This is a genomic window from Vibrio sp. THAF64, assembly GCF_009363455.1.
Classification (GTDB): domain Bacteria; phylum Pseudomonadota; class Gammaproteobacteria; order Enterobacterales; family Vibrionaceae; genus Vibrio; species Vibrio coralliilyticus.
The window spans coordinates 843,874-867,923 of the sequence record NZ_CP045355.1 but is presented as its reverse complement, the minus strand read 5'-3'; the positions used below and the strand labels follow the sequence as shown (position 1 = coordinate 867,923).

Here is a 24,050-nt window from a genome sequence, read left to right as displayed (position 1 = left end):
CTTCGGTCTATGCCGAGCTATAAAGAGCCGATCACCAGAGTGATCGGCAATTTTTATTGTTTATTAAACCGAACGATTGACCAGCATTGTCTTAATGTGACCGATAGCCTTCGTTGGGTTTAGTCCCTTAGGACAAACACTTACACAATTCATGATGCCATGGCAACGGAAAACGCTAAATGCATCATCAAGATTTGACAAACGTTCATCTGTTGCAGTATCGCGGCTATCGATCAGCCAACGATAAGCAGCAAGCAACCCTGCAGGACCGATAAATTTATCTGGGTTCCACCAGAACGATGGGCACGAGGTAGTACAACACGCACACATAATACATTCGTACAATCCATCTAAATGAGCACGTTCATCAGGAGATTGAAGGTTCTCGCGTGATGGTGGCAACGCATCATCATCAATCAAGAATGGTTTAACCTTTGCGTAGTTATCGTAGAACTGAGTCATATCGACAATCAAATCACGAACAACTGGTAAGCCAGGTAACGGGCGAATCACTAGCTTATCGCCTGCTAGCGCAGACAGTGGAGTGATACAGGCCAAACCGTTTTTACCATTCATATTAAGGCCGTCTGAACCACAAACCCCTTCACGACACGAACGACGGAATGCAATTGTTGGATCTTGTTCTTTAAGCAGAATCAAGGCGTCCAAAACCATCATGTCAGAGCCTTCGTCTACTTCAAGGATATAATCCTTCATGTATGGCTTATCATCGACATCTGGGTTGTAACGATACAAAGAGAAGTTTAGTTTCATCATTTATTCCTCCCTTAGTATGTACGTACTTTCGGCGGGAAAGCTTCACGATGAACTGGCGTCATGTTGACATCACGTTTAGTCATCGCTTCTGTTTCCGGGTTATAAATAGAGTGACATAGCCAATTCTGGTCATCACGCTCTGGGTAATCAAAACGAGCATGTGCTCCACGACTCTCTGTACGGTAGTTTGCCGCAACTGCTGTCGAGAACGCTGTTTCCATTAGGTTGTCTAGCTCCAGACACTCGATACGCTGAGTATTGAACTCAGACGATTTATCGGCAAGATGTGCGTCTTGCAAGCGCTCACGAATAACTTTTAGTTCTTCTAGACCCGTTGCCATTGCGTCACCTTCACGGAAAACCGAGAAGCTGTTTTGCATACAAGTTTGTAGATCTTTACGAATCTGTACTGGATCTTCGCCACCTGTGCTGTTTTCCCAACGCATAGTACGCGCTAGAGAGGCTTCAATGTCAGATTCTGTCGCAGGACGAGCTTCTGTTTGAGCCGCCAACGTTTCGCCAAGGTGCAAACCAGTAGCACGGCCAAATACAACCAGATCAAGCAGTGAGTTACCACCCAAACGGTTAGCACCGTGAACAGATACCGAAGCAATTTCACCACACGCAAAAAGACCTTGAACTTCAGATTCGCTGCCGTCAGCCGCTTGTTTAATAGCCTGACCTGAAACCTGAGTTGGTACACCACCCATCATGTAGTGACAAGTTGGAATAACTGGGATTGGTTCTTTAACTGGATCTACGTGAGCAAACGTACGTGAAAGCTCACAAATACCTGGTAGGCGAGACTCAAGAACATCTTTACCTAGGTGATCCAGTTTCAGTTTGATGTGAGGACCCCATGGGCCATCGCAGCCGCGGCCTTCACGGATTTCGATCATCATTGAACGCGCTACAACGTCTCGACCCGCTAGGTCTTTCGCGTTAGGCGCATAACGCTCCATGAAGCGTTCACCATCTTTATTAAGAAGATAGCCACCTTCACCACGACAACCTTCGGTCACAAGTACACCTGCACCTGCAATACCTGTTGGGTGGAACTGCCACATTTCCATGTCTTGCATTGGTACGCCTGCGCGTAGTGCCATGCCAACACCATCACCAGTATTGATGTGTGCGTTAGTCGTTGAAGCGTAGATACGACCAGCACCACCAGTGGCTAGAACGGTCGCTTTAGATTTGAAGTAACAAATCTCACCCGTTTCCATACAGATTGCTGTACAACCCATGATGGCACCGTCTTGGTTCTTAACCAGATCAAGCGCGTACCATTCAGAGAAGATAGTGGTTTTGTGTTTTACATTTTGTTGGTACAGAGTATGAAGCAGTGCATGACCAGTACGGTCAGCGGCAGCAGCGGTACGAGCGGCTTGCTCGCCACCAAACTCTTTCGACTGGCCGCCAAAAGGACGTTGGTAAATCGTTCCGTTATCAAAGCGAGAAAATGGAAGACCCATTTTTTCTAATTCAATAACCGACTCAGGACCATTCTTACACATATACTCGATAGCATTTTGGTCACCGATGTAATCCGACCCTTTAACGGTGTCGTACATGTGCCATTGCCAATCGTCTTTGTGTGAATTGCCCAGTGCTACGGTAATACCACCTTGAGCAGAAACAGTGTGTGAACGAGTAGGAAATACTTTAGATAGCAAAGCACAAGTCAGGCCTTGCTCAGAAATTTGTAGCGCAGCACGCATGCCTGCACCACCAGCGCCGATTACTACGGCATCAAATTCGCGAACTGGAATAGACACTTACGCACCCCACAGAATAAATAGACCAGAGAAGAAGTAACCAAATAGCACTGCAATGATGCCTAGCTGTAGAAAACCGCGAAGCTTAGCGCATTTGATGTAGTCTGTAAGAACTTGCCATAGACCAATCCAAGCGTGGATAAGAACGGATACCAACGCAAGCATGGTAAAGACTTTAGTAAAAGTCCCACCGAAGAACTGTGTCCAAGATACGTAAGAAATATCTGAGAAAGCACAGAAGCTCACCAGATAGATAGTATAAAGCGTCATAATGATTGCAGTTGCACGAATTAGTAGGAAATCGTGCACACCATTACGACCAAAAGATGAAATGTGTTTTACCATACCAGAATCCCCGCAAGTACAGACAGAACGGCCGTCGCTGCGAATGCAACCTTAGCGCTCATTGCGCCAGATTCCAGCTCTTCAAAATGACCTAGGTCCATCAACAAGTGACGAATACCACCTGCTATATGGTAGGCCAAAGCCGTCAAAATACCCCACAAAATAAATTTCACAAAGAAACCGTCAACGATGTCGACAGCTTGTGCGTAACCTACAGGGGAAGACAGGGAAATGGATAATAACCAAAGAAGTATCCCGATCGCGACAAACGTAATTACACCTGAAACTCGGTGCAGGATAGATGCGATTGCTGTGATCGGAAAGTTGATAGTCTGCAAATCTAAATTAACAGGTCTTGACTTTCTTTCTTTCACGGGCTTGCTCACTCAGCTCCATTGAAGCATTTATTGTTATGAACGAAATTTGATTGCAAACCTACAAAAGTTAACATTTATTTAACAACAAGCAGGCAAAAAACCGGGGTAAATTTGTAAAATATTTGTTAACAACAAGATTTGAAACATCACCTCACATTTGTTTCAAACCTTGAATTTATAAGGTTTCCACCAAAATTTACGGCGCCACTATACGGCTGGAAACATTTTAGCACAATTGATGTAACAATTTTTGCTACACAGAACAGATTTTTAACCTTATACGTATAAAAAATCAAAACAAGTGCACAAGTCGGAGGAGAAAAATTGACTTTGATAACGAACACACGTACAAAAATGTCACACAAACATCCTGGACGGATTAAATAATAAACAAAGGAGATTGTTATGGCAGATAAGAAAGCGACCCTTCATGTTGAAGGTCAAGCGCCTATCGAACTGCCAATTATGGAAGGTGCCCTTGGCACGCCTGTAATTGATGTTCGTAAACTTGGAGCAAATGGTTATTTCACTTTTGATCCAGGTTTTCTTGCCACTGCATCCTGTGAATCTCAAATCACCTACATCGACGGCGGCAAAGGTATCCTTTTGCACCGTGGTTACCCTATTGATCAGTTAGCTAATAATGCTGATTATTTAGAAGTATGTTACATCCTTCTTTACGGTGAAGCCCCTACACGAGAACAATACGAGCAATTCAAAGTTACTGTCACTCGCCATACTATGGTGCATGAGCAGATCGCGAGCTTTTTCCACGGATTCCGCCGTGACGCACACCCAATGGCAGTAATGTGTGGTGTAGTTGGCGCTTTGGCAGCCTTCTACCACGATTCACTAGACATCAACAACGACACTCACCGCGAGATCACGGCTTATCGTCTACTGTCGAAAATGCCGACGCTTGCTGCAATGTGTTACAAGTACTCTATCGGTCAACCATTTATCTACCCACGTAACGACCTAAGCTACGCGGAAAACTTCCTACACATGATGTTTGCTAACCCATGTGAAGAATACGAAGTAAACCCAGTGGTTGCACGTGCGATGGATAAGATCTTCACACTTCACGCAGACCACGAGCAAAACGCTTCCACTTCAACGGTTCGTCTTGCTGGTTCTTCAGGTGCAAACCCATTCGCATGTATTGCCGCGGGTATCGCATCACTATGGGGACCTGCACACGGCGGTGCTAACGAAGCGTGTCTGAAGATGCTGGAAGAAATCGGCAGTGTCGACAACATTCCTGAGTACATTGATCGTGCTAAAGACAAGGATGACCCATTCCGCCTAATGGGCTTTGGTCACCGTGTCTACAAGAACTACGATCCACGTGCGACGGTAATGCGCGAAACGTGTCATGACGTTCTGAAAGAACTGAACATTGACGATCCTTTACTGGATGTAGCAATGGAACTTGAGCGTATTGCTCTGTCTGATGAGTACTTCGTATCTAAGAAGCTGTACCCGAACGTAGATTTCTACTCAGGTATTATTCTGAAAGCGATTGGTATTCCGGTTTCAATGTTCACAGTAATCTTCGCACTTTCACGTACAATTGGTTGGATCGCTCACTGGAACGAAATGCACAGTGATCCACTGAACCGCATTGGTCGTCCGCGTCAGCTTTACACTGGTGAAACTCAGCGTAACTTCAAGCCTATTCACGAACGCGAATAAGAAGCTAGAAGCTAGAAGCTAGAAGCTAGAAGCTAGAAAAATTAAGGGTTGATGCTTTCGCATCAACCCTTTTAATATTTTGGGAGTTATAAAGCGCGGTTTGAATCGCTTCGTCCATATTGGAGGCTCTATTCATAAGTACAGCCTCCGATTGGTTCTGCTCCTTTAGCGATTGTGAACCTTAAACTGGGTTGTCAATATCGATAAACTCAACATCCAAGTCGTGTTCTTTAGCTAACCACTCACCAAGAGCTTTGATACCATAACGCTCTGTTGCATGATGCCCTGCTGCAAAATAGTGTATATCCATTTCTCTGGCTGTGTAGGTAGTGCGCTCAGAGATTTCACCCGAAATAAACGCATCCAGACCATGTTTTACTGCTAACTCGATAAAGTCTTGCCCACCACCGGTACACCAACCTACAGTTTCAATTACTTTATCTGCATTATCAGGTGAAATATGTAAAGGAGTACGGCTCAGTACTTTTTCTATCTTGGCTGAGAAGTCTGCACCAGTCATCGGCTGTTCCAGACGACCAAACATTGCCAATGATTGCGGATGTCCTTCCAGGCCACCTTCCACGTCAATCTCTAATAATCGTGCTAGCTCTGCGTTGTTACCGAGTTCAGGATGAATATCCAAGGGCAAGTGGTAGCCGAACAAGTTGATATCATTTTTGACTAGCGTTCGGATGCGATTCCCTTTCATTCCACGAATAGGCTCAGGTTCTCCTTTCCAGAAGTATCCATGATGAACAAGCAATGCATCCGCCTTCAACTCAACCGCTTTGTTAATCAGAGCTTGAGAGGCCGTCACCCCCGTTACCACACGTTTAATGTCTGTTTTACCTTCGACCTGTAAACCGTTCGGTGCATAATCTTTGATGAGTTGAGGAGAAAGTTTTTCGTTAAGAATCTGTTCCAGCTGTATATTGTTCATTGTGACTTCCAGTAACTGCACGATTTGCAAAGTGTATTGCAACTATATAAAGGATGCTAGTTTCAATCGGTTGCGGTTACAATAGCGTCAATTTTGTTTTAAAGGATCAGAGATGAATCAGCTACAGCGTTTTTACCATTGGATTGCCTCTTCACCATCTCTGTTTACGCTGACTCCACCATTCGAGTCTCTGCAGACTTTGCCGGTACATCCCTTAAGTGACCCAAATTATCACGGTAACCCTAGACTCGGTTTTCTATACCAACATTTATGTACCCAACTTCTCGTCAATAGTGGTCGATATTCTGTAGAGCTAGAAGAAGTCCAAATCCATCGGGAAAATGGCCAGACACTTGGGGCCATCGATCTGATTTTGAAAAATGAAAGTTCGAATCAGTTAGAGCACTGGGAAGTGGCAATTAAATTCTATTTATTGCATCAAGGCATTTGGTACGGCCCTAACGCCCACGACCAACTGGATAAGAAACTTGATCGCATGCTCTCTCATCAATTAAAAATGAGCAGTTCAACGCAATTTTCATCCAAGTACCCTGAATTAGACAATTTAACTGAGCATCTCCTGCTTCAGGGGAGGCTCTATATTAATCCATTTTCCACCGAGCCCATTCCCACACACTGCCTAGGCTATAAGATCGACACAACCCAAATATCAGGGTTTTGGTGCTATGAAAGCCAGTGGGAACTCATTGATGAGCCTTTATACCAGCTAGACAAACCTTTCTGGGCAACAGGTAGGCAAGGTTTTGAGCAGCCAATTACCAAACCTGATGGCCGATTTGTTCATGCACAAACTGAACAAGGGCAATTTTGGTTTGTGGTTCCAGACCACTGGCCTAACGGATAGCCAAATGAAGCGCAGTTCTCTCCATATAATGAGAGTTCTAACCCGCAAAAAAGAAAAGGCTGACACTCGGTCAGCCTTTTTCTTCAGCTTAAGTATTTAATTTACAAGCCAGCGTCTGCAAACACTTGATTCACGATCTCTTGCGCTTCGGATTCAATGTGCTTTAAGTGCTCAGCACCTTTAAAGCTTTCACAGTAAATCTTATAGATATCTTCCGTACCTGATGGGCGCGCCGCAAACCAACCGTTATCAGTCGTGACTTTGAGGCCACCAATCGCAGCACCGTTACCAGGCGCATGCGTCAAGCGAGCAGTGATCTTATCTCCTGCTAGCGTCTCTGCTTTGACCATTTCTGCAGACAGCTTTTTCAGTACCTCTTTTTGAGGCCCGCTTGCTACGGCTTGAATACGATTATATTGAGACTCGCCATGCTTAGCTGCCAACTCTTCATAATATTCTTGTGGGTTCTTACCAGTGACTGCCGTGATTTCAGCAGCTAGCAGACAAAGGATGATGCCGTCTTTATCTGTTGACCATGGTGTACCATCTTTACGCAAGAACGAAGCGCCTGCACTTTCTTCACCACCAAAGCCGAACTTACCTTGATATAAGCCATCAACAAACCACTTGAAACCAACTGGCACTTCACACAGTTCGCGGCCTAAGTCTGCCACTACACGGTCAATCAAGGCACTGGAAACTAGTGTTTTACCCACTGCAACGTCACTTCCCCAACCTTGGCGATGGCGATATAGGTAATCAATGCACACAGCTAAGAAATGGTTCGGGTTCATCAAACCTTTAGGCGTCACGATACCGTGGCGGTCGTAATCAGGATCATTACCAAAAGCGAGATCATACTCGTCTTTCAACGCCAACAGACCAGCCATAGCATAAGGTGACGAGCAATCCATACGCACAACGCCGTCTTTATCCAGAGACATAAACTGGAAAGAAGGGTCAATCGCTTCGCTGACTAGAGTGAGATCCAAGTTATACGCCGCTGCAATTTGTCGCCAGTAGTCGATCCCACTGCCGCCAAGTGGATCAACCCCGATCTTGAGGTTTGCTTTTTGGATTGCATCCATGTCAATCACATTCACAAGATCGTCAACGTATGGCTTAACTAAGTCTTTCTCTGTGAAAAGCGCTGATGCTTTTGCTTCCGCTAATGGCATACGCTTAACACCTTGCAAGCCCTCAGCAATCAGGACATTTGCTCGATCTTGTATCGCCTGAGTCAATTCACCTTCTGCCGGACCACCGTGCGTTGGATTGTACTTGATACCACCATCTTGCGGCGGGTTGTGCGAAGGCGTGATAACAATGCCATCCGCCTTATCTTGATGTTTAAGGTTATGAGTCAAAATCGCGTGTGACACCCCTGGCGTTGGCGTGTAACCATTATCCTGCTGTACAACAACTTCAACACCGTTTGCAATCAACACTTCCACAACACTGGAGAAGGCAGGCTCCGACAGAGCATGCGTATCTTTGCCAACAAATAGAGGCCCTGTCGTTTTTTTCTCAGCACGCACCTCAGCTATCGCTTGAGCGATCGCCAAGATATGATTTTCGTTGAAGGTAGATTTGTCCGCTGTACCGCGGTGTCCAGAAGTGCCGAATTCAACTTTGTGCTCTGGATTAGCAGGGTCAGGTTGAAGTAGAAAATAGTTCGCGACAAGTGCAGGGATATTATGCAGATCCTGCTGTTGGGCTTTTTGTCCAGCGCGTGGGTGCATAGCCATTTTGACATCCTTTCTTAAAAATTATCAGAAACAAAAAAACCTCATAATACTCAGAGCTATTTGAACATTATGAGGTTTAAATCAGAATTCTTAAATTGAGTTCGTGACCTTCTCAATTAAATCAGCGGGGAAGTTCATTCTCGCCATCAACTGATCAACCATTTGGCGCTTGCGACTGGTGTTGTTGTTAGTAATCACCCAGAAAGGCGAGCCAGGAATCGCTTTTGGTTTTGTCGTGTTACCGCTCTCTAGCAGCGTTTGCTCATTGTTAGCAAAATACACACGCTTACGACCTTTGACTTGAGTTGCTTCTGAAAATCCCTGCGGGTCAATGCGGTTCAGAGTCGATAATACCAACATGAATCGATCGATGGCCTTTTTCAGACCAGCAAACTCATCAGAAATGAGCAGCGAGCGCATTGCTTTTACGCTGTCTACTTTCTCTTCTTTTGCAGCATCACGGCTTACCACAATTCCTTTAGGTTGTGCGGCTTGCACTACAGGTGTTGATGGTTGATTCTGCTCATCAACCGCGAGAAGGCGACGTAAAATGTCTGATGCACTTTCACCGATGTGTTGGGTTTGACCTGCGATGTAACGGTATAGATCCTCATCAACCTCAATTGTTTTCATTCGCTTTTCACAATCTCTATGTTTAAACTCTGTGGGATTATATACCCAAGTCCCCTCAATATGCGAGTTCCAGATTTGCTATCTGAAGCAGATCAATGGCCGAATGAGGCGCTACGTTAAACCAGTCACGAATATAGTAAAATGTCACAACTGCTCAACTACAAAATCGAAGGTGAGGGTCACACCATAGTTTTGATCCACGGCTTATTTGGCAACCTAGATAACCTTGGTCTGCTAGCCCGAGATTTACGCCAAGATTTTCAGGTGGTCAGCATTGATCTGCGCAATCATGGTTTGTCTTTTCAATCCTCTCAACACAATTATGAGTTGATGGCTCAAGACGTGTTAAACACGCTGCAACACCTTGGCCTTGAACGCTACATTCTGATTGGTCATTCGATGGGCGGCAAAGTGGCAATGAAATTAGCAGGGCTTGCCCAAGCTCAAGTTGAAAAACTATTGGTCTTAGATATGGCGCCAGTCGCGTACGGCCAACGTCGACACGATAATGTCTTTGCGGGCCTAAAAGCAGTACTTGAACAGAAACCGACTTCACGTAAGCAAGCTCTGGACATTCTTGCGCATCATATCGAGATGGAAGGCGTCAGGCAGTTTCTTGGCAAGTCGCTATACAACAATGGTGAGCATTTAGAATGGCGGTTTAACGTTGCCAGTCTTTGGGACAATTACTCTCAGATTCTAGGTTGGAATCCAATAGATAAAATCACCACTCCGACTCTGATGGTGAAAGGTGGAGACTCAGACTACCTCACAGCAGAGCATCAAGGTGAAGTGCAAAAACAGTTTGCCAATGTAAAGGCGCATGTCATCGCCAATACTGGTCACTGGTTACACGCAGAAAAGCCTCAGGAAGTTCTGCGCGCTATACGCAAATTTATCGCTTAAAAACAGAATGAGAGGTCTGTTGCGCCCTGCCCGTTAACTTTATCTTTTAACAGTGGTATAGTGCGGCGCAAGTAATCTGGCATAAAGGGATTCCATGCTTTACGACTATATGAACATGCTCGAGTCAATTGGTCTCGATTTACTTTTTGCGTCTATCTTCTTCTTTATTGGTATGGCGATAAAAGATGTCCTCAAAGCGGGGAATGTTCCACCTTTCGGTCGTCGTATAGTTTGGCTCGTTCTGTTCCTGGGCTGCGCTGGTTTTGTCGCTAAAGGCCTCATTCAGCTGAGCTGGGAAGGAACTGGGTTGGGTTGATCCCTCTTTGATTGGCCACAACAGAAAATAGTAAAGGTAACGAATCTATGGCAAGTGTAGGTATCTTCTTTGGTAGCGACACAGGTAACACTGAAGCTGTTGCAAAGATGATTCAAAAGCAACTAGGTAAACAACTAGTTCACGTACAAGATATCGCGAAAAGCAGTAAAGAAGATATCGATAACTTCGATCTTCTGTTGCTTGGTATCCCAACTTGGTATTACGGTGAAGCACAATGTGACTGGGATGATTTCTTCCCTGAGCTTGAGCAAATCGACTTCTCAACTAAGCTTGTTGCTATCTTTGGTTGCGGAGACCAAGAAGATTACGCAGAGTACTTCTGTGATGCAATGGGCACAGTACGTGATATCGTCGAAGCGAAAGGCGGTACTATTCTCGGTCACACTTCGACTGAAGGCTACGAGTTTGAAGCTTCAAAAGGCCTAGTTGAAGGTGATGACAGTCAGTTTGTCGGCCTATGTGTTGATGAAGATCGTCAGCCAGAATTAACTGACGAACGCGTGAGCAACTGGTGTAAACAGATTCACGAAGAAATGTGCCTAGCCGAACTAGAAGGCTAAGCCCGAAATTTTGAAAAAACCTCCCTTGCGGAGGTTTTTTTATGCCACTTGTTCTTCACCTTCATCGTCTTCACGATATTGGGGCTTCTTACGAACATACAGTTTACGTTGGACTTCAGAGACGACATTGCCATTTTTGTCTTTGACATAAATGATGAACTCAGGGAAACACTTATCGCCGTTGGCCGTTTGACTTAAGATGTCATCAAGTAAGTCCTGAGGAACAATAAAGTCCGCATACAGATCGCTTTGTCCCGGTTTAATAAAATTGATACTCGCTTCTTTATCCCACACAAAATAGCGCTCACCTAAAATTCCCATCAGCATCAACGAGTAGACAGGGTCAGTGAGAGAAAAGATGCTTCCGCCATATTGAGTCCGATTGGCGTTCTTGTTCCACCAGCGCAGTTTAAGTTTCATCTTTACCTGACGGAAATCTTCGCTGATGGAAATGATCCGAATCCCAGCCCCCCAAAAGGGTGGCCATATGTTAAGGGCAAATTTTACAATTCCGGGCTTGTATATTTTTGCCAGCGATTTATTCATTCTTCCATCCCTGAAAATAGAGTGTTAACAACAAGATGTTAATTAATTGTAACTGGTCTGACGTGTTTTATCAGTGACGTTGCGCGAGTTTACAAAAAAATACTAGTAACCCTTTGAAGTTCGTGGTTTATTGTTATCTTGTACTACCCTATAATGATAGGAATATTGAACTCTGTTATTTACTGCAGATCATCAACAGGAAAGTATATGTCAGACAATAACCAAGCTCTTAAGGACGCTGGTCTAAAAGTTACCCTTCCGAGACTGAAAATTTTAGAAGTATTACAACAGCCGGAATGCCAACATATCAGCGCCGAAGAACTGTACAAAAAGCTTATTGATCTTGGTGAAGAGATCGGCCTGGCAACAGTATATCGAGTTCTGAACCAATTTGATGATGCAGGTATTGTCACTCGCCACCATTTCGAAGGCGGCAAGTCAGTGTTTGAACTGTCCACTCAACACCACCATGATCACCTTGTGTGTCTGGACTGTGGTGAAGTTATTGAGTTTGCCGACGACATTATCGAAGAACGCCAAAAAGAGATCGCTTCACAATACAATGTGATTCTGACAAACCACAGTTTGTACCTTTACGGCAAGTGCGCAGATGGTAGCTGTCGAGATAACCCAGACGCTCACAAGAAGAAATAATAAAACGCTCCCAATCGGGAGCGTTTTTTTCTATGCAACGTTTTTTTACTTGTTGAGAATCTTCACTGACCTTGAGTTCACGTTCTCAGACAAGGAGAAATGCTATGTCGCCACACGACAATTTTTGGATAAAAAAATGCCCGTACTATGACGGGCATTTTCATTGTTTAGTATTTATTAAACGAAGTTTATTTCGCTTCAATCTTAGCCCAAGTATCACGTAAGCCAACCGTGCGGTTGAACACTAGTGCTTCAGGTTTAGAGTCTTTCGCATCAGTACAGAAGTACCCCATACGTTCGAACTGGTAACCTTTCTCCGCTTCAGCAGACACTAGGCTTGGCTCAACAAAACCCTTCATCGTAACTAGCGACTCTGGGTTGATTGTTTCTGCGAAGTTATCCGCCGCAGCTGGGTTAGGCACTGTAAATAGACGGTCATATAGACGAATCTCAGCAGGCAGACCTTTATCAGCCGATACCCAGTGAATTACGCCCTTCACTTTACGGCCATCTTCTGGGTTCTTGCCTAAAGTATCGGCGTCATAAGTACAGAAGATTGTAGTGATGTTGCCTTCAGCATCTTTCTCGATGCGCTCAGCTTTGATCACGTACGCACCGCGTAGACGAACTTCTTTACCTAAAACAAGACGCTTGTACTTCTTGTTAGCTTCTTCACGGAAGTCTTCACGTTCGATCCAAACCTCACGAGTGAACGGTACTTCGCGCTCGCCCATTTCTGGTTTGTTAGGGTGGTTAGCTACGGTTAGTGTTTCCACCTTATCTTCATCGTAGTTTTCGATAACAATCTTAACGGGATCAAGAACCGCCATCGCGCGTGGCGCGTTCTCGTTAAGATCATCACGAATACAAGATTCTAGCGAACCCATCTCGATCATATTGTCTTGCTTAGTGACACCAATACGCTTACAGAACTCACGGATTGAACCAGGCGTGAAGCCACGACGACGCAAACCAGAAATCGTTGGCATACGTGGGTCATCCCAACCGTCAACGAGGTTTTCAGTTACAAGTTGGTTTAGCTTACGCTTAGACATCACTGTGTATTCAAGGTTTAGACGGCTGAATTCGTACTGATGCGGCTGGCAATCAATGGTGATGTTTTCCAGCACCCAGTCATATAGACGACGGTTATCTTGGAATTCCAGCGTACACAAAGAGTGCGTAATGCCTTCCAGCGCATCAGAAATACAGTGTGTGAAGTCGTACATTGGATAAATGCACCACTTATCACCTGTCTGGTGATGTTCAGCAAAACGTACACGGTAAAGAACCGGATCGCGCAGCACAATGAAAGATGACGCTAGGTCAATCTTAGCGCGCAGACACGCCTTACCTTCTTCGAAACCACCAGCGCGCATTTTCTCAAACAACGCTAAGTTTTCTTCAGGAGTACGATCACGATATGGGCTTGGCTTACCTGGCTGGGTAAGTGTACCGCGGTACTCACGGATCTGCTCAGGACTTAGCTCTTCAACATACGCTAAGCCTTTCTCAATTAATTCAACCGCGTAGCCGTAAAGCTTATCGAAGTAGTTTGATGAGTAACATACTTCACCATCCCACTCAAAGCCTAACCAGCTCACATCATTCTTAATAGACTCAACGTATTCGACGTCTTCTTTTTCCGGGTTAGTGTCATCAAAACGCAGATTACACTGACCCTGATAGTCCTGAGCAATACCAAAGTTTAAGCAAATTGACTTAGCGTGACCAATATGCAGGTAACCGTTCGGTTCCGGCGGGAAACGAGTATGCACGCTAGTGTGTTTACCATCCGCTAAATCTTTATCGATGATTTGGCGAATGAAGTTCGATGGACGAGCCTCAGCTTCACTCATCTATAGCACCTCAATTGTTTAGTATTGTCAGATAAAAGTTCTCTGGGACGGCTCTTAGCAATACCAGATATATAACGGCTAATGATCCACAATTCTTTGCAGTTACACAACTATAACCGCAGTTTAAATGGCAATAATTAGCAAATTGATGGGATTGCTTACCGGCTTTGCTCAGGAATTCATCAGTTCGGCACTTAAGACTAAATGCAAAAAGCCTCCCATGAAGGGAGGCTTTTGTCTTATCCAGTGTAATTCAATGTGATTATGGCAGTTTTACGTCAGATAAATCTTCGTTTACACCGATGGCTTTCATCTCACCAGCCACAATTTCAGCCAAAGGACCAAGAATAACTTGAAGGTTGTTCTCACCCAGTTTCACTACACCTTTAGCACCAAGTTTCTTCAACACATCTTCATTCGCAACTGAGCGATCTTTCAGCGTCAGACGCAGACGTGTGATACAAGCGTCAATCGTTGTTAGGTTCTCGTGACCACCTAACGCTTTTAGGTATTGGCGAGCTAGATCACCTTTACCTGCGTCACCGCTTGCAGTAGCCGCCACTTCTGTATCGTCATCTTCACGGCCTGGAGATTTCAGGTCAAATGCGCGAATCGCGAACGTGAAAGTGAAGAAGTAAAGCGCACCAAAACCAAGACCAATCAGTAGTAGCGTGAATGGCTTAGTTGCTAGACCCCAGTTCAAGATGAAGTCGATTAGGCCCGCTGAGAAACCGAAACCATGCAGAGTACCGAACATGTTCGCTACAACCAGTGACAGGCCAGTAAATACAGCGTGGATTGCATACAGTGCAGGCGCTAGGAAAACAAACATGAACTCTAGAGGTTCAGTGATACCTGTAAGGAAAGAACAAAAACCAACAGAGAACAACGCACCGCCCACTTGGCTGCGCTTTTCAGCAGGAGCCGCTAGGTACATTGCAAGTGCTGCACCTGGTAGACCAAACATCATTACAGGGAAGAAACCGTTCATGAATACACCAGCGCTCTTATCGCCGCCGAAGAAACGGTTTAGATCACCAGACTTGATAGTTTCAGTTACTTCTTTCACTGTTGCTGTAATTTCTGGTGTTACAGAGTTAGCAAATTCGAAGGTGTGAGTCTGACCAGCAACTAGAGTCTTAGCAATGCTTGGGTCCACGCACAGCTGCTGTAGAGAAGGAAGAGCTTGACCTGCCGCCTGAGCACCTGTCACCAACACTTCTTGACATGTACCCATACCGAACCAGAAGTAAGAGTTAAGTACATGGTGAAGACCAACAGGGATTAGCGCACGGTTTAGCGTACCGTAGACAAACTGACCAATCGCACCAGAAGTAGAAACTGCGTGCGCCAATGTATCTAGACCGCCCTGAATCGTTGGCCAAACAACGCCAGAAATAGCACCCGCGACAACTGCGAATAGACCAGCCATGATAGGTACAAGACGTTTACCCGCAAAGAAGGCTAGCCACTCTGGAAGACGTGTTGCATGGAAAGCGTTGTATGAGTGACCTGCAATGATACCCGCAAAAATACCACCGAAGAATGACATGTTAACTGAAGCATCGATTGTCGTTGCTGTTGCAGTTAGAACAAAGTAGGCAACCGCACCTGCTAGACCCGCAGCACCAGAGCCATCTTTAGACAGACCAATCGCGATACCTAGGCCGAATAGCAACGGCAGGTTACTAAAGATTGCGTTACCAGCTTGCGCCATGAACGCAATATCAAGAAGGTCTGGTTGACCTAAGCGTAAGAGCAAAGCCGCAACTGGAAGCGTTGCGATAGGTAGCATAAGAGCTTTACCTAACTTTTGCGCATATCCAAGAATATTCACCTTAAGTTCCCCCTATAGGATTTTGTATTTTGGCTGAGCTACTTTTTTTAGTCGCTCAATTTAGTCCTGCTCAGTTTATGCCATTAATTTTGCCCCGCAAATTAAAACCTTATCAATTGTGATCATAATCACCAGAAAACGGCATAGTTCAAGGATTTTGCTAGCGAGATCATAAAACTTATTTTACAATACAAAAAAATAGCAACGCACACGCAATATTCACGGTATTCTTAAGATGTACTCATCGACATCACGCTGACAGAGCAAGGGGTTTACCAGATTTCGTATCGGTTATCTTCTCTATACTCAGTAGGCTCTTAGATGAGGATAAAACTAAATTCATATAGAATATTTTCTGCTTGCTAAAGATATTTTGCGACCTAATTGAAGCTCACAAATAAAGTATAAAGATACGTGGTAAATGTTTCAGTTGGACGAATAGAAGTATTAAAAATCAAACTTATAAGGATTAGCTAACCATGTATGCGCTAACTAACTGTAAGATCTACACCGGCAACGACGTACTTGTTGACCACGCAGTAGTCATCAAAGACCAACTGATAGATTCAGTATGCCCGGTAGCTGACCTTCCTCAAGGCCTTGAAACTCTTGATTTAAATGGCGCAAATGTCAGCCCAGGCTTCATTGACCTACAACTTAATGGTTGTGGCGGAGTCATGTTCAATGATGAAATCACGGCTGAAACAATGCAGGTTATGCATAAGGCAAACTTAAAGTCGGGTTGCACGAGTTACTTACCGACTCTTATTACATCCTCTGATGAAGACATGCGCCAAGCGATTGCAGCCGCGCGCGATTATCATGCGCAGTACCAAAACCAATCTCTGGGTTTACACCTTGAAGGCCCATATTTAAACGTAATGAAAAAAGGTATCCACAGTGTGGATTACATCCGCCCTTCTGACGACAGCATGATTAACTTCATCTGTGAAAACGCAGATGTCATCACTAAGGTTACACTGGCTCCTGAACATAACGCCCCAGAGCATATTCAACAGCTTAAGGAAGCAGGCATCATCGTTGCTATTGGTCACACCAACGCGACATATGCTGAAGCAAGAAAAGGCTTTGAGTCAGGTATTACGTTTGCCACGCATTTGTTTAACGCCATGACCCCGATGGTGGGCCGCGAACCAGGCGTAGTTGGCGCTATTTACGACACACCTGATGTCTATGCCGGCGTCATCGCGGACGGGTTCCACGTCGATTATGCAAACATTCGTATCGCTCACAAAATTAAGGGCGAAAAATTAGTATTAGTGACAGATGCCACAGCTCCTGCAGGCGCTGACATGGATTACTTTATTTTTGTTGGTAAGAAAGTATATTACCGAGATGGTAAGTGTGTTGATGAAAACGGCACACTAGGCGGCTCAGCACTGACAATGATAGAAGCAGTACAGAACACCGTTGAGCACGTCGGTATCGCTCTGGATGAAGCACTTCGTATGGCAACCTTATACCCCGCGAAAGCAATCGGGGTCGAAGAGCAGCTAGGCCGAGTTAAACAAGGCATGGTTGCAAATTTGGCCATATTTGATCGTGACTTCAAAGTTCAGGCGACGGTTGTTAATGGACAATACGAGCAAAGTTAAGAATGAATGGCGGACAAATAGGTAACGTAGACTTAGTAAAACAGCTAAACAGCGCAGCAGTTTACCGGCTGATTGATCAGCAAGGGCCAATATCGCGAATCCAAGTCGCTGACGTCAGTCAGTTGGCACCTGCGAGCGTTACAAAAATTACCCGCCAATTACTCGAGCGCGGCCTTATCAAAGAGGTCGCTCAACAGGCCTCTACCGGCGGACGCCGAGCAATCTCACTAACCACTGAAGTCGAACCCTTTCATTCTGTCGCAGTGCGTCTAGGTCGCGATTATATTCAGTTCAGTTTGTATAACCTTGGTGGCAAAGAACTTGTATCCGAATATCAAGAGTTCTTCTACACCACTCAAGAAGACTTAGTCGACGGTCTGACTTCTCACCTAAAAAGTTTTATTCAATCTAACCAAACCGTGATCAATCAGTTGATTGCGATTGGTGTTGCCTTGCCTGGCCTAGTCAACCCAGAAACTGGGGTTGTCGAATACATGCCGAATATCAGCATCGATAACCTTGCGTTAGCAGAGCTGATCGAAAACACCTTCCATGTTCAATGTTTCGTCGGTAACGATGTGCGCGGAATGGCACTGGCTGAGCATTACTTTGGTGCCAGCAAAGATTGCCAAGACTCTATCCTAGTCAGCGTTCACCGCGGTACTGGTGCTGGTATCATCGTTAATGGTCAGGTTTTCCTTGGCTTCAATCGCAACGTCGGAGAGATTGGTCATATTCAAATAGACCCACTTGGTGAACAATGTCAATGCGGCAACTTTGGATGTTTAGAAACTGTTGCAGCTAACCCGGCGATCGTTGATCGAGTGAATAAATTGATCAAGCAGGGTTATGAATCAAGTTTGACCGAACTCGAAACCATCACCATCCAAGACGTTTGTGACCATGCCAATATGGGTGATGAGTTATCTAAGCAAAGCTTAGTTCGTGTTGGCAATCAGCTTGGTAAGGCGATTGCTATCACGATCAACTTGTTCAACCCACAGAAAATTGTTATCGCAGGGGACATCACTCGCTGCGAAGAGATTATCTTTCCAGCCATTCGTCGCAACGTGGAAAACCAATCACTGACCACCTTCCACAGCGGCCTGCCTATTGTGGCTTCAGAAATTGACAAACAGCCTACCATTGGCGCGTTTGCAATGATAAAACGTGCGATGCTTAACGGCGTTTTGTTACAAAAATTGCTCGAAGATTGATCTAGTAAGCAATCAGTTGAGCTACAATAGCGGGTTACAATATGTAGCCCGTTTTTTATTAGGACAAGAATAAGAATCATATGGAACTCATCTTAATCTCTGCCGCATTTCTGGCCGGATTCATAACGCTCAAATGCAACTTGCCGCCTTTGGTTGGCTTCTTGCTAGCTGGTTTTGGTTTGCATGCTTTCGGCTTTGAGAGTAATGACACTATAGTGACATTGGCCGATCTTGGCGTCACTTTGCTGCTATTCACTATTGGTTTAAAGCTCGATATCAAAACCCTGTTGTCTAAAGAAATTTGGGCAGGTGCAACGCTACATAACCTTTTATCTACCCTACTATTTTGCGCTGCCCTATTCTGTTTTAAGTTTCTCGGTGTCAGCTCCCTAGCCAGCATGTCAATTGAGCAATTATTGTTGCTTGGTTTCGCTCTCTCTTTCTCCAGTACCGTATTTGCCGTTAAGTCACTGCAAGAAAAAGGCGAAATGAACTCAACCTACGGTACGATGGCCATTGGCATTCTGGTCATGCAGGACATCTTCGCTGTAGTCTTCCTAACAGCGTCAACTGGCAAACTACCTGAGTGGTATGCCATTGCTCTCTTTGCTTTACCTTTATTGCGCCCTGCCTTTTATAAGATGCTCGACTGGGTTGGCCACGGTGAAATGTTGGTCCTATTCGGTATTTTCTTTGCGCTTGTCGTAGGGGCTGGGTTATTCGAGCTTGTAGGCATGAAACCTGATTTGGGTGCTCTGATTCTAGGTATGCTTCTCGCTGGACACCATAAGGCCTCTGAGCTGTCCAAATCGCTATTTAACTTGAAAGAGCTGTTCCTAGTCTGTTTCTTCCTTAATATCGGACTCGCAGAACAACCAACCATGTCAGGCTTTGCCCTAGCAATCTTGTTCCTGCTATTACTGCCATTGAAAGGCATCCTGTATTTTGTGGTACTCAACGCGTTTAAGTTCCGCGTCAGGACCTCACTTTTGACCACTTTAAGCCTATTTAACTTTAGTGAATTTGGTCTGATCGTAGGGGGACTGGCCTTTAAAATGGGCTGGATGGGAGGTGATATACTGGTCGCTTTAGCACTGGCAGTGTCGATTTCCTTTGTTCTGGCATCACCACTTAATCGTAAAGGTCACGAGTTATACCGCCGCTCTGGCCGTTGGTTAAAAGAGCATGCAGCAGAAAAGCTCCACACACGAGATCAGCTTATCAATCCGGGGAATGCGCAAGTGCTTATTCTCGGCATGGGACGCATTGGCACAGGTGCCTACGATGAGCTGCGTGCACGCTACGGTAAAATTAGCTTAGGTATCGAGGTGAGAGACGATGCGGCGCTCCAGCATCAAGCGGAGGGTCGTAACGTCATTGCAGGTGATGCGACCGACCCAGACTTTTGGGAGCGCATTCTCGATACGGCCAACGTAAAATTGGTTCTTCTCGCTATGCCTCATCACCAAGGGAACCAAATTGCACTAGAGCAGCTACAGAAAAAAGAGTTTAAAGGACAAATTGCTGCTATTGCCGCCTACCCTGACCAACTCGAAAGCCTGAATGAGGGAGGCGTTGACGCTGCGTTCAACATCTACAGTGAAGCGGGCAGCGGTTTTGCTCGACATGTGTGTGAACAGCTTAAACCAACCTTCAATACCCCCTAATTTCTCTTTTATAAAGGCAGCGCTCACGCTGCCTTTTTCTTTACTGACATCTCAAATCGTTCAAAAAACGAACCAAACATGAATTTCATTCACCAAATAAAGGTTAATATTAGATAAAATTTAACAACAACCTTATTAGTTAAACTTTTTCATTAGTGACTGTTGATTTTTTTAATCAAAATGGCAAATTGAAGTCAGCAGATTAAATAAGGTTTATAAGGAAGTTGTATGTGTTCTATCTTCGGTATTCTAGACATCAAAAGTGACGCTCAAGCTCTTCGCCCTGTAGCGCTAGAAATGTCTAAGAAACTTCGTCATCGTGGCCCTGACTGGTCAGGTATCTACTCTTCAGAAAAAGCAATTCTAGCTCACGAACGTTTAGCCATTGTCGGCTTGAACAGTGGTGCACAGCCGCTGTACAGTGCCGATAAGAAACACATCCTTGCTGTAAACGGTGAAATCTACAACCACAAAGAAATCCGTGCGCGCTATGAAGGTAAGTACGATTTTCAAACCGACTCTGACTGTGAAGTCATTCTAGCGCTTTACCAAGAGATGGGCGCCGATCTTCTAGAAGAGCTCAACGGTATTTTCGCATTCGTTCTGTACGATGAGGAGAAAGACACGTATCTCGTTGGTCGCGACCACATTGGTATCATTCCTCTTTACCAAGGTTACGATGAGCACGGTAACTACTATGTGGCTTCTGAAATGAAAGCACTGGTGCCAGTTTGTAAAACCGTCAGCGAGTTCCCTCCTGGTTGTTACTTCGGCAGTGGTGATGCAGAGCCTCAACGCTACTACATCCGTGACTGGAATGAGTACGCTGCAGTCCAAGGTAACTCCACCAGCAAAGAAGAACTGACTGAAGCGCTAGAAGCGGCGGTTAAACGCCAGCTTATGACTGACGTGCCTTATGGTGTGCTACTTTCAGGCGGTCTAGATTCATCGATCACTTCTGCGGTTGCAAAGCGCTTTGCTGCAATGCGTATTGAAGACGATGAAAAATCAGAAGCATGGTGGCCGCAACTTCACTCGTTTGCGGTAGGCCTTGAAGGCGCTCCAGATCTAAAAGCAGCACGAGAAGTGGCTGACAAGATCGGCACGGTTCACCACGAGATGACCTACACGATTCAAGAAGGTCTCGATGCCATCCGTGACGTTATTTATCATATTGAAACCTATGACGTAACAACCATCCGTGCTTCAACGCCAATGTTCCTAATGGGTCGTAAGATAAAAGCGATGGGCATCAAGATGGTACTGTCTGGTGAAGGTGCCGATGAAATCTTCGGTGGTTACTTGTACTTCCACAAAGCGCCAAACGCAAAAGAGTTCCACGAAGAGACGGTTCGTAAGCTGCTTGCTCTCAACATGTTCGACTGTGCACGTGCGAACAAATCACTTGCGGCATGGGGCGTTGAAGGTCGAGTGCCTTTCCTAGATAAAGAATTTATCGATGTGGCAATGCGCCTAAACCCAGAAGATAAGATGTGTGGTAACGGTAAGATGGAGAAACACATCCTGCGTGAGTGTTTCGAACACTACCTACCAGATTCAATCGCATGGCGTCAGAAAGAGCAGTTCTCTGATGGTGTCGGATACAGCTGGATCGATACACTCAAAGAAGTGGCTGAAGCAAAAGTCTCTGACCAGCAAATGGAGACGGCGGCTTACCGCTTCCCTTACAACACGCCGACCACAAAAGAAGGCTACGTGTACCGTGAAATCTTTGAAGAGCTGTTCCCGCTTCCATCAGCGGCAGAATGTGTCCCTGGTGGCCCATCAGTAGCTTGTTCTTCAGCGAAGGCGATTGAATGGGACGAGTCATTCAAGAACATGGCTGACCCATCAGGTCGTGCTGTACAAAGTGTTCATAACGACTCATATTAATCAAGATAAATTCAAGAGAGGCTCATTGAGCCTCTTTTTTTATTGCACTACAAACTTCTTCAATTACTGAAACACAACCAGTTTGCTCACTTACCAGCCGCCCTCTCTAAGCACCACCTACTTCTGTTTGCTTTCTAATGTGACAGCGTATTGTAAAAATAATAACCTCGATTTTGGAAACTAAGTTTGTAGCACGTTATTTTTTAAACAATCCAGAAAAATATCTCTTTTATATCAGCAACTTAAACTCAAACCATAAATAAAACTTATAACTCAAGTCATTGCAGATATATCCACTAAGGAGTATACGTAACAACAAATAAAATTCTTTAATAACAATTATTAGTAATACTTATGACAAACCAACATCAACAATTTTTTGGCCACCCTCGTGGCTTGTTCCTTTTGTTCGGTACCGAGCTTTGGGAGCGTTTTTCCTACTATGCAATGCGTGCAATCCTTGTTCTTTACCTTACCGATGCAACACTTGACGGTGGTTTAGGCTGGTCGACTAAAGATGCTTTGGATCTCTACGGCATCTATACTGGACTCGTTTACATCACTCCACTTATTGGCGGATGGCTAGCCGATAACTACCTCGGACAACGCCGTTCTATTCTTATTGGTGGCGCTTTAATGGCCGTCGGCCAATTCACCTTAGCCATGCCAGCAGATATGTTGGGGCTAGGTACTGTACACACCTTTTACCTCGGCCTTGCGCTTTTAATTGCGGGTAATGGCCTATTTAAGCCAAACATCTCAACGATGGTGGGTGACCTGTATCAGGAAGGTGACAATCGTCGCGATGGTGCGTTTACCATTTTCTACATGGGCATCAACTTAGGTGCGCTGCTAGCGGGCGTCATTGCAGGTTCTGTTACCGATGAATTTGGTTGGAAATCTGGCTTTATTGTCGCGGGTATCGGTATGCTTATTAGCCTGGTTATGCAGATGAGTCTTGCGCAGTCATGGCTTGGTGACATTGGCCGCGAGCCTGCAGCTAAGAGAGATTTGGCAATCAAAAAATCCTCTAAGAAAGAGCCTCTGACGAAAGAAGAATTTGACCGCATCAAAGTTATTTTAGTGATGAGTCTGTTCACGATTGTCTTCTGGGCTGGTTTTGAACAAGCGGGTGGCCTGATGAACATCTACACTCAGCAGTACACAGATCGTATGATCGGCGGTTTCGAAGTGCCTGCTGCTTGGTTCCAGTCTCTCAACCCATTTTTCATCATTACGCTTGCTCCCTTGCTTGCAGTGCTTTGGGTTAAGCTGGGGAAACGTGAACCTAACTCACCAGTCAAATTCGCTCTCGCTATGTTCTTCCTCGCACTTGGCTTCCTATGTATGGTCGGAGCCGTGATGGAGCAAGGTGGCGACACCACTGTCAAAACCTCCATGCTATGGCTAGTTGGCGCTTTCTTCTTCCATACCCTCGGTGAGCTTTGCTTGTCTCCAATCGGTTTGTCATTAGTGACTAAGTTAGCCCCACTCCGTCTGGCCTCTCTGATGATGGGCGCGTGGTTCGGCTGTAATGCGATTGCTAACTATGTTGCTGGCTATGTTGGCTCACATGTTGGCGAACTTGGCGCATTCGCTATCTTTAGTGGCATCGCGGTAACCGCGATCATATCTGGTATCATTTTGCTCTTGTTCTCAAACACACTGGTTCGATGGATGCACGGCGCAGAATCGCCAATCAGCAATGCTGAGCAAATAGAAGAGCAGCAAACTCAAGTCGCTTAATCGCCGCTTCAGATATAAAAACGCCCGGCCAATCAGTGGTCGGGCGTTTTTTTG

21 protein-coding genes are annotated in these 24,050 nt (G+C 45.2%); 11 read left to right on the top strand and 10 right to left on the bottom strand.

The features are described 5' to 3' along the window. Nucleotides 1-63: 63 nt before the first annotated feature. The 4 genes from FIU99_RS03960 to sdhC are packed head-to-tail and all read right to left on the bottom strand — an operon-like array spanning nt 64 to nt 3,286. Nucleotides 64-774: a succinate dehydrogenase iron-sulfur subunit gene (locus FIU99_RS03960; RefSeq protein ID WP_006959575.1), complete on the bottom strand. Its 711-nt coding sequence runs from the start codon at nt 772-774 to the stop codon at nt 64-66. A gap of 14 nt (nt 775-788) precedes the next feature. Beyond that, on the bottom strand, nt 789-2,555 hold the full coding sequence (sdhA, locus tag FIU99_RS03955; protein WP_006959577.1) for a succinate dehydrogenase flavoprotein subunit: 1,767 nt from the start codon (nt 2,553-2,555) through the stop codon (nt 789-791). After that, nucleotides 2,556-2,900: a succinate dehydrogenase, hydrophobic membrane anchor protein gene (gene sdhD / locus FIU99_RS03950; protein WP_006959579.1), complete on the bottom strand. Its 345-nt coding sequence runs from the start codon at nt 2,898-2,900 to the stop codon at nt 2,556-2,558. It abuts the gene before it with no gap. Beyond that, complete coding sequence (gene sdhC, locus FIU99_RS03945) at nt 2,894-3,286, bottom strand: succinate dehydrogenase cytochrome b556 subunit (protein ID WP_006959581.1); 393 nt, start codon at nt 3,284-3,286, stop codon at nt 2,894-2,896. Before sdhC ends, sdhD begins: the two co-directional genes overlap by 7 nt. 396 nt (nt 3,287-3,682) lie before the next feature. On the opposite strand from sdhC, the gene FIU99_RS03940 reads away from it, so the two are divergent. Further along, nucleotides 3,683-4,972 (top strand): citrate synthase, encoded by a 1,290-nt coding sequence (locus FIU99_RS03940; protein WP_006959582.1) that lies wholly within the window; start codon nt 3,683-3,685, stop codon nt 4,970-4,972. A gap of 181 nt (nt 4,973-5,153) precedes the next feature. On the opposite strand, the gene FIU99_RS03935 is transcribed toward FIU99_RS03940, so the two are convergent. After that, complete coding sequence (locus FIU99_RS03935; RefSeq protein WP_006959584.1) at nt 5,154-5,912, bottom strand: Nif3-like dinuclear metal center hexameric protein; 759 nt, start codon at nt 5,910-5,912, stop codon at nt 5,154-5,156. A 112-nt stretch (nt 5,913-6,024) separates the two neighbouring features. On the opposite strand from FIU99_RS03935, the gene FIU99_RS03930 reads away from it, so the two are divergent. Then, the gene (locus FIU99_RS03930) at nt 6,025-6,777 is read left to right on the top strand and encodes a DUF1853 family protein (RefSeq protein ID WP_152472041.1); all 753 of its coding nucleotides are present in this window, start codon (nt 6,025-6,027) and stop codon (nt 6,775-6,777) included. 101 nt (nt 6,778-6,878) lie between these two features. On the opposite strand, the gene pgm is transcribed toward FIU99_RS03930, so the two are convergent. Further along, on the bottom strand, nt 6,879-8,525 hold the full coding sequence (gene pgm, locus FIU99_RS03925) for a phosphoglucomutase (alpha-D-glucose-1,6-bisphosphate-dependent) (RefSeq protein ID WP_006959586.1): 1,647 nt from the start codon (nt 8,523-8,525) through the stop codon (nt 6,879-6,881). Between the two features lie 90 nt (nt 8,526-8,615). Beyond that, nucleotides 8,616-9,158, bottom strand: coding sequence for a replication initiation negative regulator SeqA (gene seqA / locus FIU99_RS03920; protein WP_006959587.1), 543 nt, complete (start codon nt 9,156-9,158; stop codon nt 8,616-8,618). A gap of 141 nt (nt 9,159-9,299) precedes the next feature. Between seqA and FIU99_RS03915 the strand changes: the two genes are divergently transcribed. From FIU99_RS03915 to fldA, 3 genes are all read left to right on the top strand, one after another. Continuing rightward, on the top strand, nt 9,300-10,064 hold the full coding sequence (locus tag FIU99_RS03915; protein ID WP_006959588.1) for an alpha/beta fold hydrolase: 765 nt from the start codon (nt 9,300-9,302) through the stop codon (nt 10,062-10,064). 94 nt (nt 10,065-10,158) lie between these two features. After that, a complete protein-coding gene (locus FIU99_RS03910) occupies nt 10,159-10,380 on the top strand; it encodes a DUF2788 domain-containing protein (RefSeq protein WP_006959589.1) in 222 nt (73 codons plus the stop codon). Between the two features lie 47 nt (nt 10,381-10,427). Continuing rightward, the gene (gene fldA / locus FIU99_RS03905; RefSeq protein ID WP_006959590.1) at nt 10,428-10,961 is read left to right on the top strand and encodes a flavodoxin FldA; all 534 of its coding nucleotides are present in this window, start codon (nt 10,428-10,430) and stop codon (nt 10,959-10,961) included. Between the two features lie 39 nt (nt 10,962-11,000). On the opposite strand, the gene FIU99_RS03900 is transcribed toward fldA, so the two are convergent. Further along, nucleotides 11,001-11,507 (bottom strand): DUF4442 domain-containing protein, encoded by a 507-nt coding sequence (locus tag FIU99_RS03900; protein ID WP_038156581.1) that lies wholly within the window; start codon nt 11,505-11,507, stop codon nt 11,001-11,003. 207 nt (nt 11,508-11,714) lie between these two features. Between FIU99_RS03900 and fcrX the strand changes: the two genes are divergently transcribed. Further along, nucleotides 11,715-12,161 (top strand): ferric iron uptake transcriptional regulator FcrX, encoded by a 447-nt coding sequence (gene fcrX / locus FIU99_RS03895; RefSeq protein ID WP_006959592.1) that lies wholly within the window; start codon nt 11,715-11,717, stop codon nt 12,159-12,161. A gap of 188 nt (nt 12,162-12,349) precedes the next feature. Here the strand turns inward: fcrX and glnS are convergent, their stop codons facing one another. Further along, nucleotides 12,350-14,020, bottom strand: coding sequence for a glutamine--tRNA ligase (glnS, locus tag FIU99_RS03890; RefSeq protein WP_006959593.1), 1,671 nt, complete (start codon nt 14,018-14,020; stop codon nt 12,350-12,352). Between the two features lie 262 nt (nt 14,021-14,282). Next, nucleotides 14,283-15,857, bottom strand: a complete 1,575-nt coding sequence (nagE, locus tag FIU99_RS03885; RefSeq protein WP_038513134.1) for an N-acetylglucosamine-specific PTS transporter subunit IIBC — start codon at nt 15,855-15,857, stop codon at nt 14,283-14,285. A gap of 479 nt (nt 15,858-16,336) precedes the next feature. On the opposite strand from nagE, the gene nagA reads away from it, so the two are divergent. The 5 genes from nagA to FIU99_RS03860 all read left to right on the top strand — a co-directional run bounded on the left by nagA (nt 16,337) and on the right by FIU99_RS03860 (nt 23,996). Next, nucleotides 16,337-17,473: an N-acetylglucosamine-6-phosphate deacetylase gene (gene nagA / locus FIU99_RS03880; protein ID WP_006959595.1), complete on the top strand. Its 1,137-nt coding sequence runs from the start codon at nt 16,337-16,339 to the stop codon at nt 17,471-17,473. 2 nt (nt 17,474-17,475) lie between these two features. Continuing rightward, nucleotides 17,476-18,690 carry an ROK family protein gene (locus tag FIU99_RS03875; RefSeq protein WP_006959596.1) on the top strand — a complete coding sequence of 405 codons (1,215 nt, stop codon included), beginning with the start codon at nt 17,476-17,478 and terminating at the stop codon, nt 18,688-18,690. 80 nt (nt 18,691-18,770) lie between these two features. After that, nucleotides 18,771-20,357, top strand: a complete 1,587-nt coding sequence (locus tag FIU99_RS03870) for a cation:proton antiporter family protein (RefSeq protein WP_006959597.1) — start codon at nt 18,771-18,773, stop codon at nt 20,355-20,357. Nucleotides 20,358-20,585: 228 nt separating this feature from the next. Next, the gene (gene asnB / locus FIU99_RS03865; protein ID WP_006959598.1) at nt 20,586-22,250 is read left to right on the top strand and encodes an asparagine synthase B; all 1,665 of its coding nucleotides are present in this window, start codon (nt 20,586-20,588) and stop codon (nt 22,248-22,250) included. Between the two features lie 354 nt (nt 22,251-22,604). Next, a complete protein-coding gene (locus FIU99_RS03860; protein WP_152472040.1) occupies nt 22,605-23,996 on the top strand; it encodes a peptide MFS transporter in 1,392 nt (463 codons plus the stop codon). Nucleotides 23,997-24,050: the final 54 nt, after the last annotated feature.

Excerpts from the sequence above, each read along its gene's own strand:
- FIU99_RS03960 (WP_006959575.1), bottom strand. The coding sequence starts at position 774 with ATGAAACTAAACTTCTCTTTGTATCGTTACAACCCAGATGTCGATGAT.
- sdhD (WP_006959579.1), bottom strand. The coding sequence starts at position 2,900 with ATGGTAAAACACATTTCATCTTTTGGTCGTAATGGTGTGCACGATTTC.
- FIU99_RS03940 (WP_006959582.1), top strand. The coding sequence starts at position 3,683 with ATGGCAGATAAGAAAGCGACCCTTCATGTTGAAGGTCAAGCGCCTATC.
- FIU99_RS03935 (WP_006959584.1), bottom strand. The coding sequence starts at position 5,912 with ATGAACAATATACAGCTGGAACAGATTCTTAACGAAAAACTTTCTCCT.
- FIU99_RS03930 (WP_152472041.1), top strand. The coding sequence starts at position 6,025 with ATGAATCAGCTACAGCGTTTTTACCATTGGATTGCCTCTTCACCATCT.
- pgm (WP_006959586.1), bottom strand. The coding sequence starts at position 8,525 with ATGGCTATGCACCCACGCGCTGGACAAAAAGCCCAACAGCAGGATCTG.
- seqA (WP_006959587.1), bottom strand. The coding sequence starts at position 9,158 with ATGAAAACAATTGAGGTTGATGAGGATCTATACCGTTACATCGCAGGT.
- FIU99_RS03915 (WP_006959588.1), top strand. The coding sequence starts at position 9,300 with ATGTCACAACTGCTCAACTACAAAATCGAAGGTGAGGGTCACACCATA.
- FIU99_RS03910 (WP_006959589.1), top strand. The coding sequence starts at position 10,159 with ATGCTTTACGACTATATGAACATGCTCGAGTCAATTGGTCTCGATTTA.
- fldA (WP_006959590.1), top strand. The coding sequence starts at position 10,428 with ATGGCAAGTGTAGGTATCTTCTTTGGTAGCGACACAGGTAACACTGAA.
- FIU99_RS03900 (WP_038156581.1), bottom strand. The coding sequence starts at position 11,507 with ATGAATAAATCGCTGGCAAAAATATACAAGCCCGGAATTGTAAAATTT.
- fcrX (WP_006959592.1), top strand. The coding sequence starts at position 11,715 with ATGTCAGACAATAACCAAGCTCTTAAGGACGCTGGTCTAAAAGTTACC.
- glnS (WP_006959593.1), bottom strand. The coding sequence starts at position 14,020 with ATGAGTGAAGCTGAGGCTCGTCCATCGAACTTCATTCGCCAAATCATC.
- nagA (WP_006959595.1), top strand. The coding sequence starts at position 16,337 with ATGTATGCGCTAACTAACTGTAAGATCTACACCGGCAACGACGTACTT.
- FIU99_RS03875 (WP_006959596.1), top strand. The coding sequence starts at position 17,476 with ATGAATGGCGGACAAATAGGTAACGTAGACTTAGTAAAACAGCTAAAC.
- FIU99_RS03870 (WP_006959597.1), top strand. The coding sequence starts at position 18,771 with ATGGAACTCATCTTAATCTCTGCCGCATTTCTGGCCGGATTCATAACG.
- asnB (WP_006959598.1), top strand. The coding sequence starts at position 20,586 with ATGTGTTCTATCTTCGGTATTCTAGACATCAAAAGTGACGCTCAAGCT.
- FIU99_RS03860 (WP_152472040.1), top strand. The coding sequence starts at position 22,605 with ATGACAAACCAACATCAACAATTTTTTGGCCACCCTCGTGGCTTGTTC.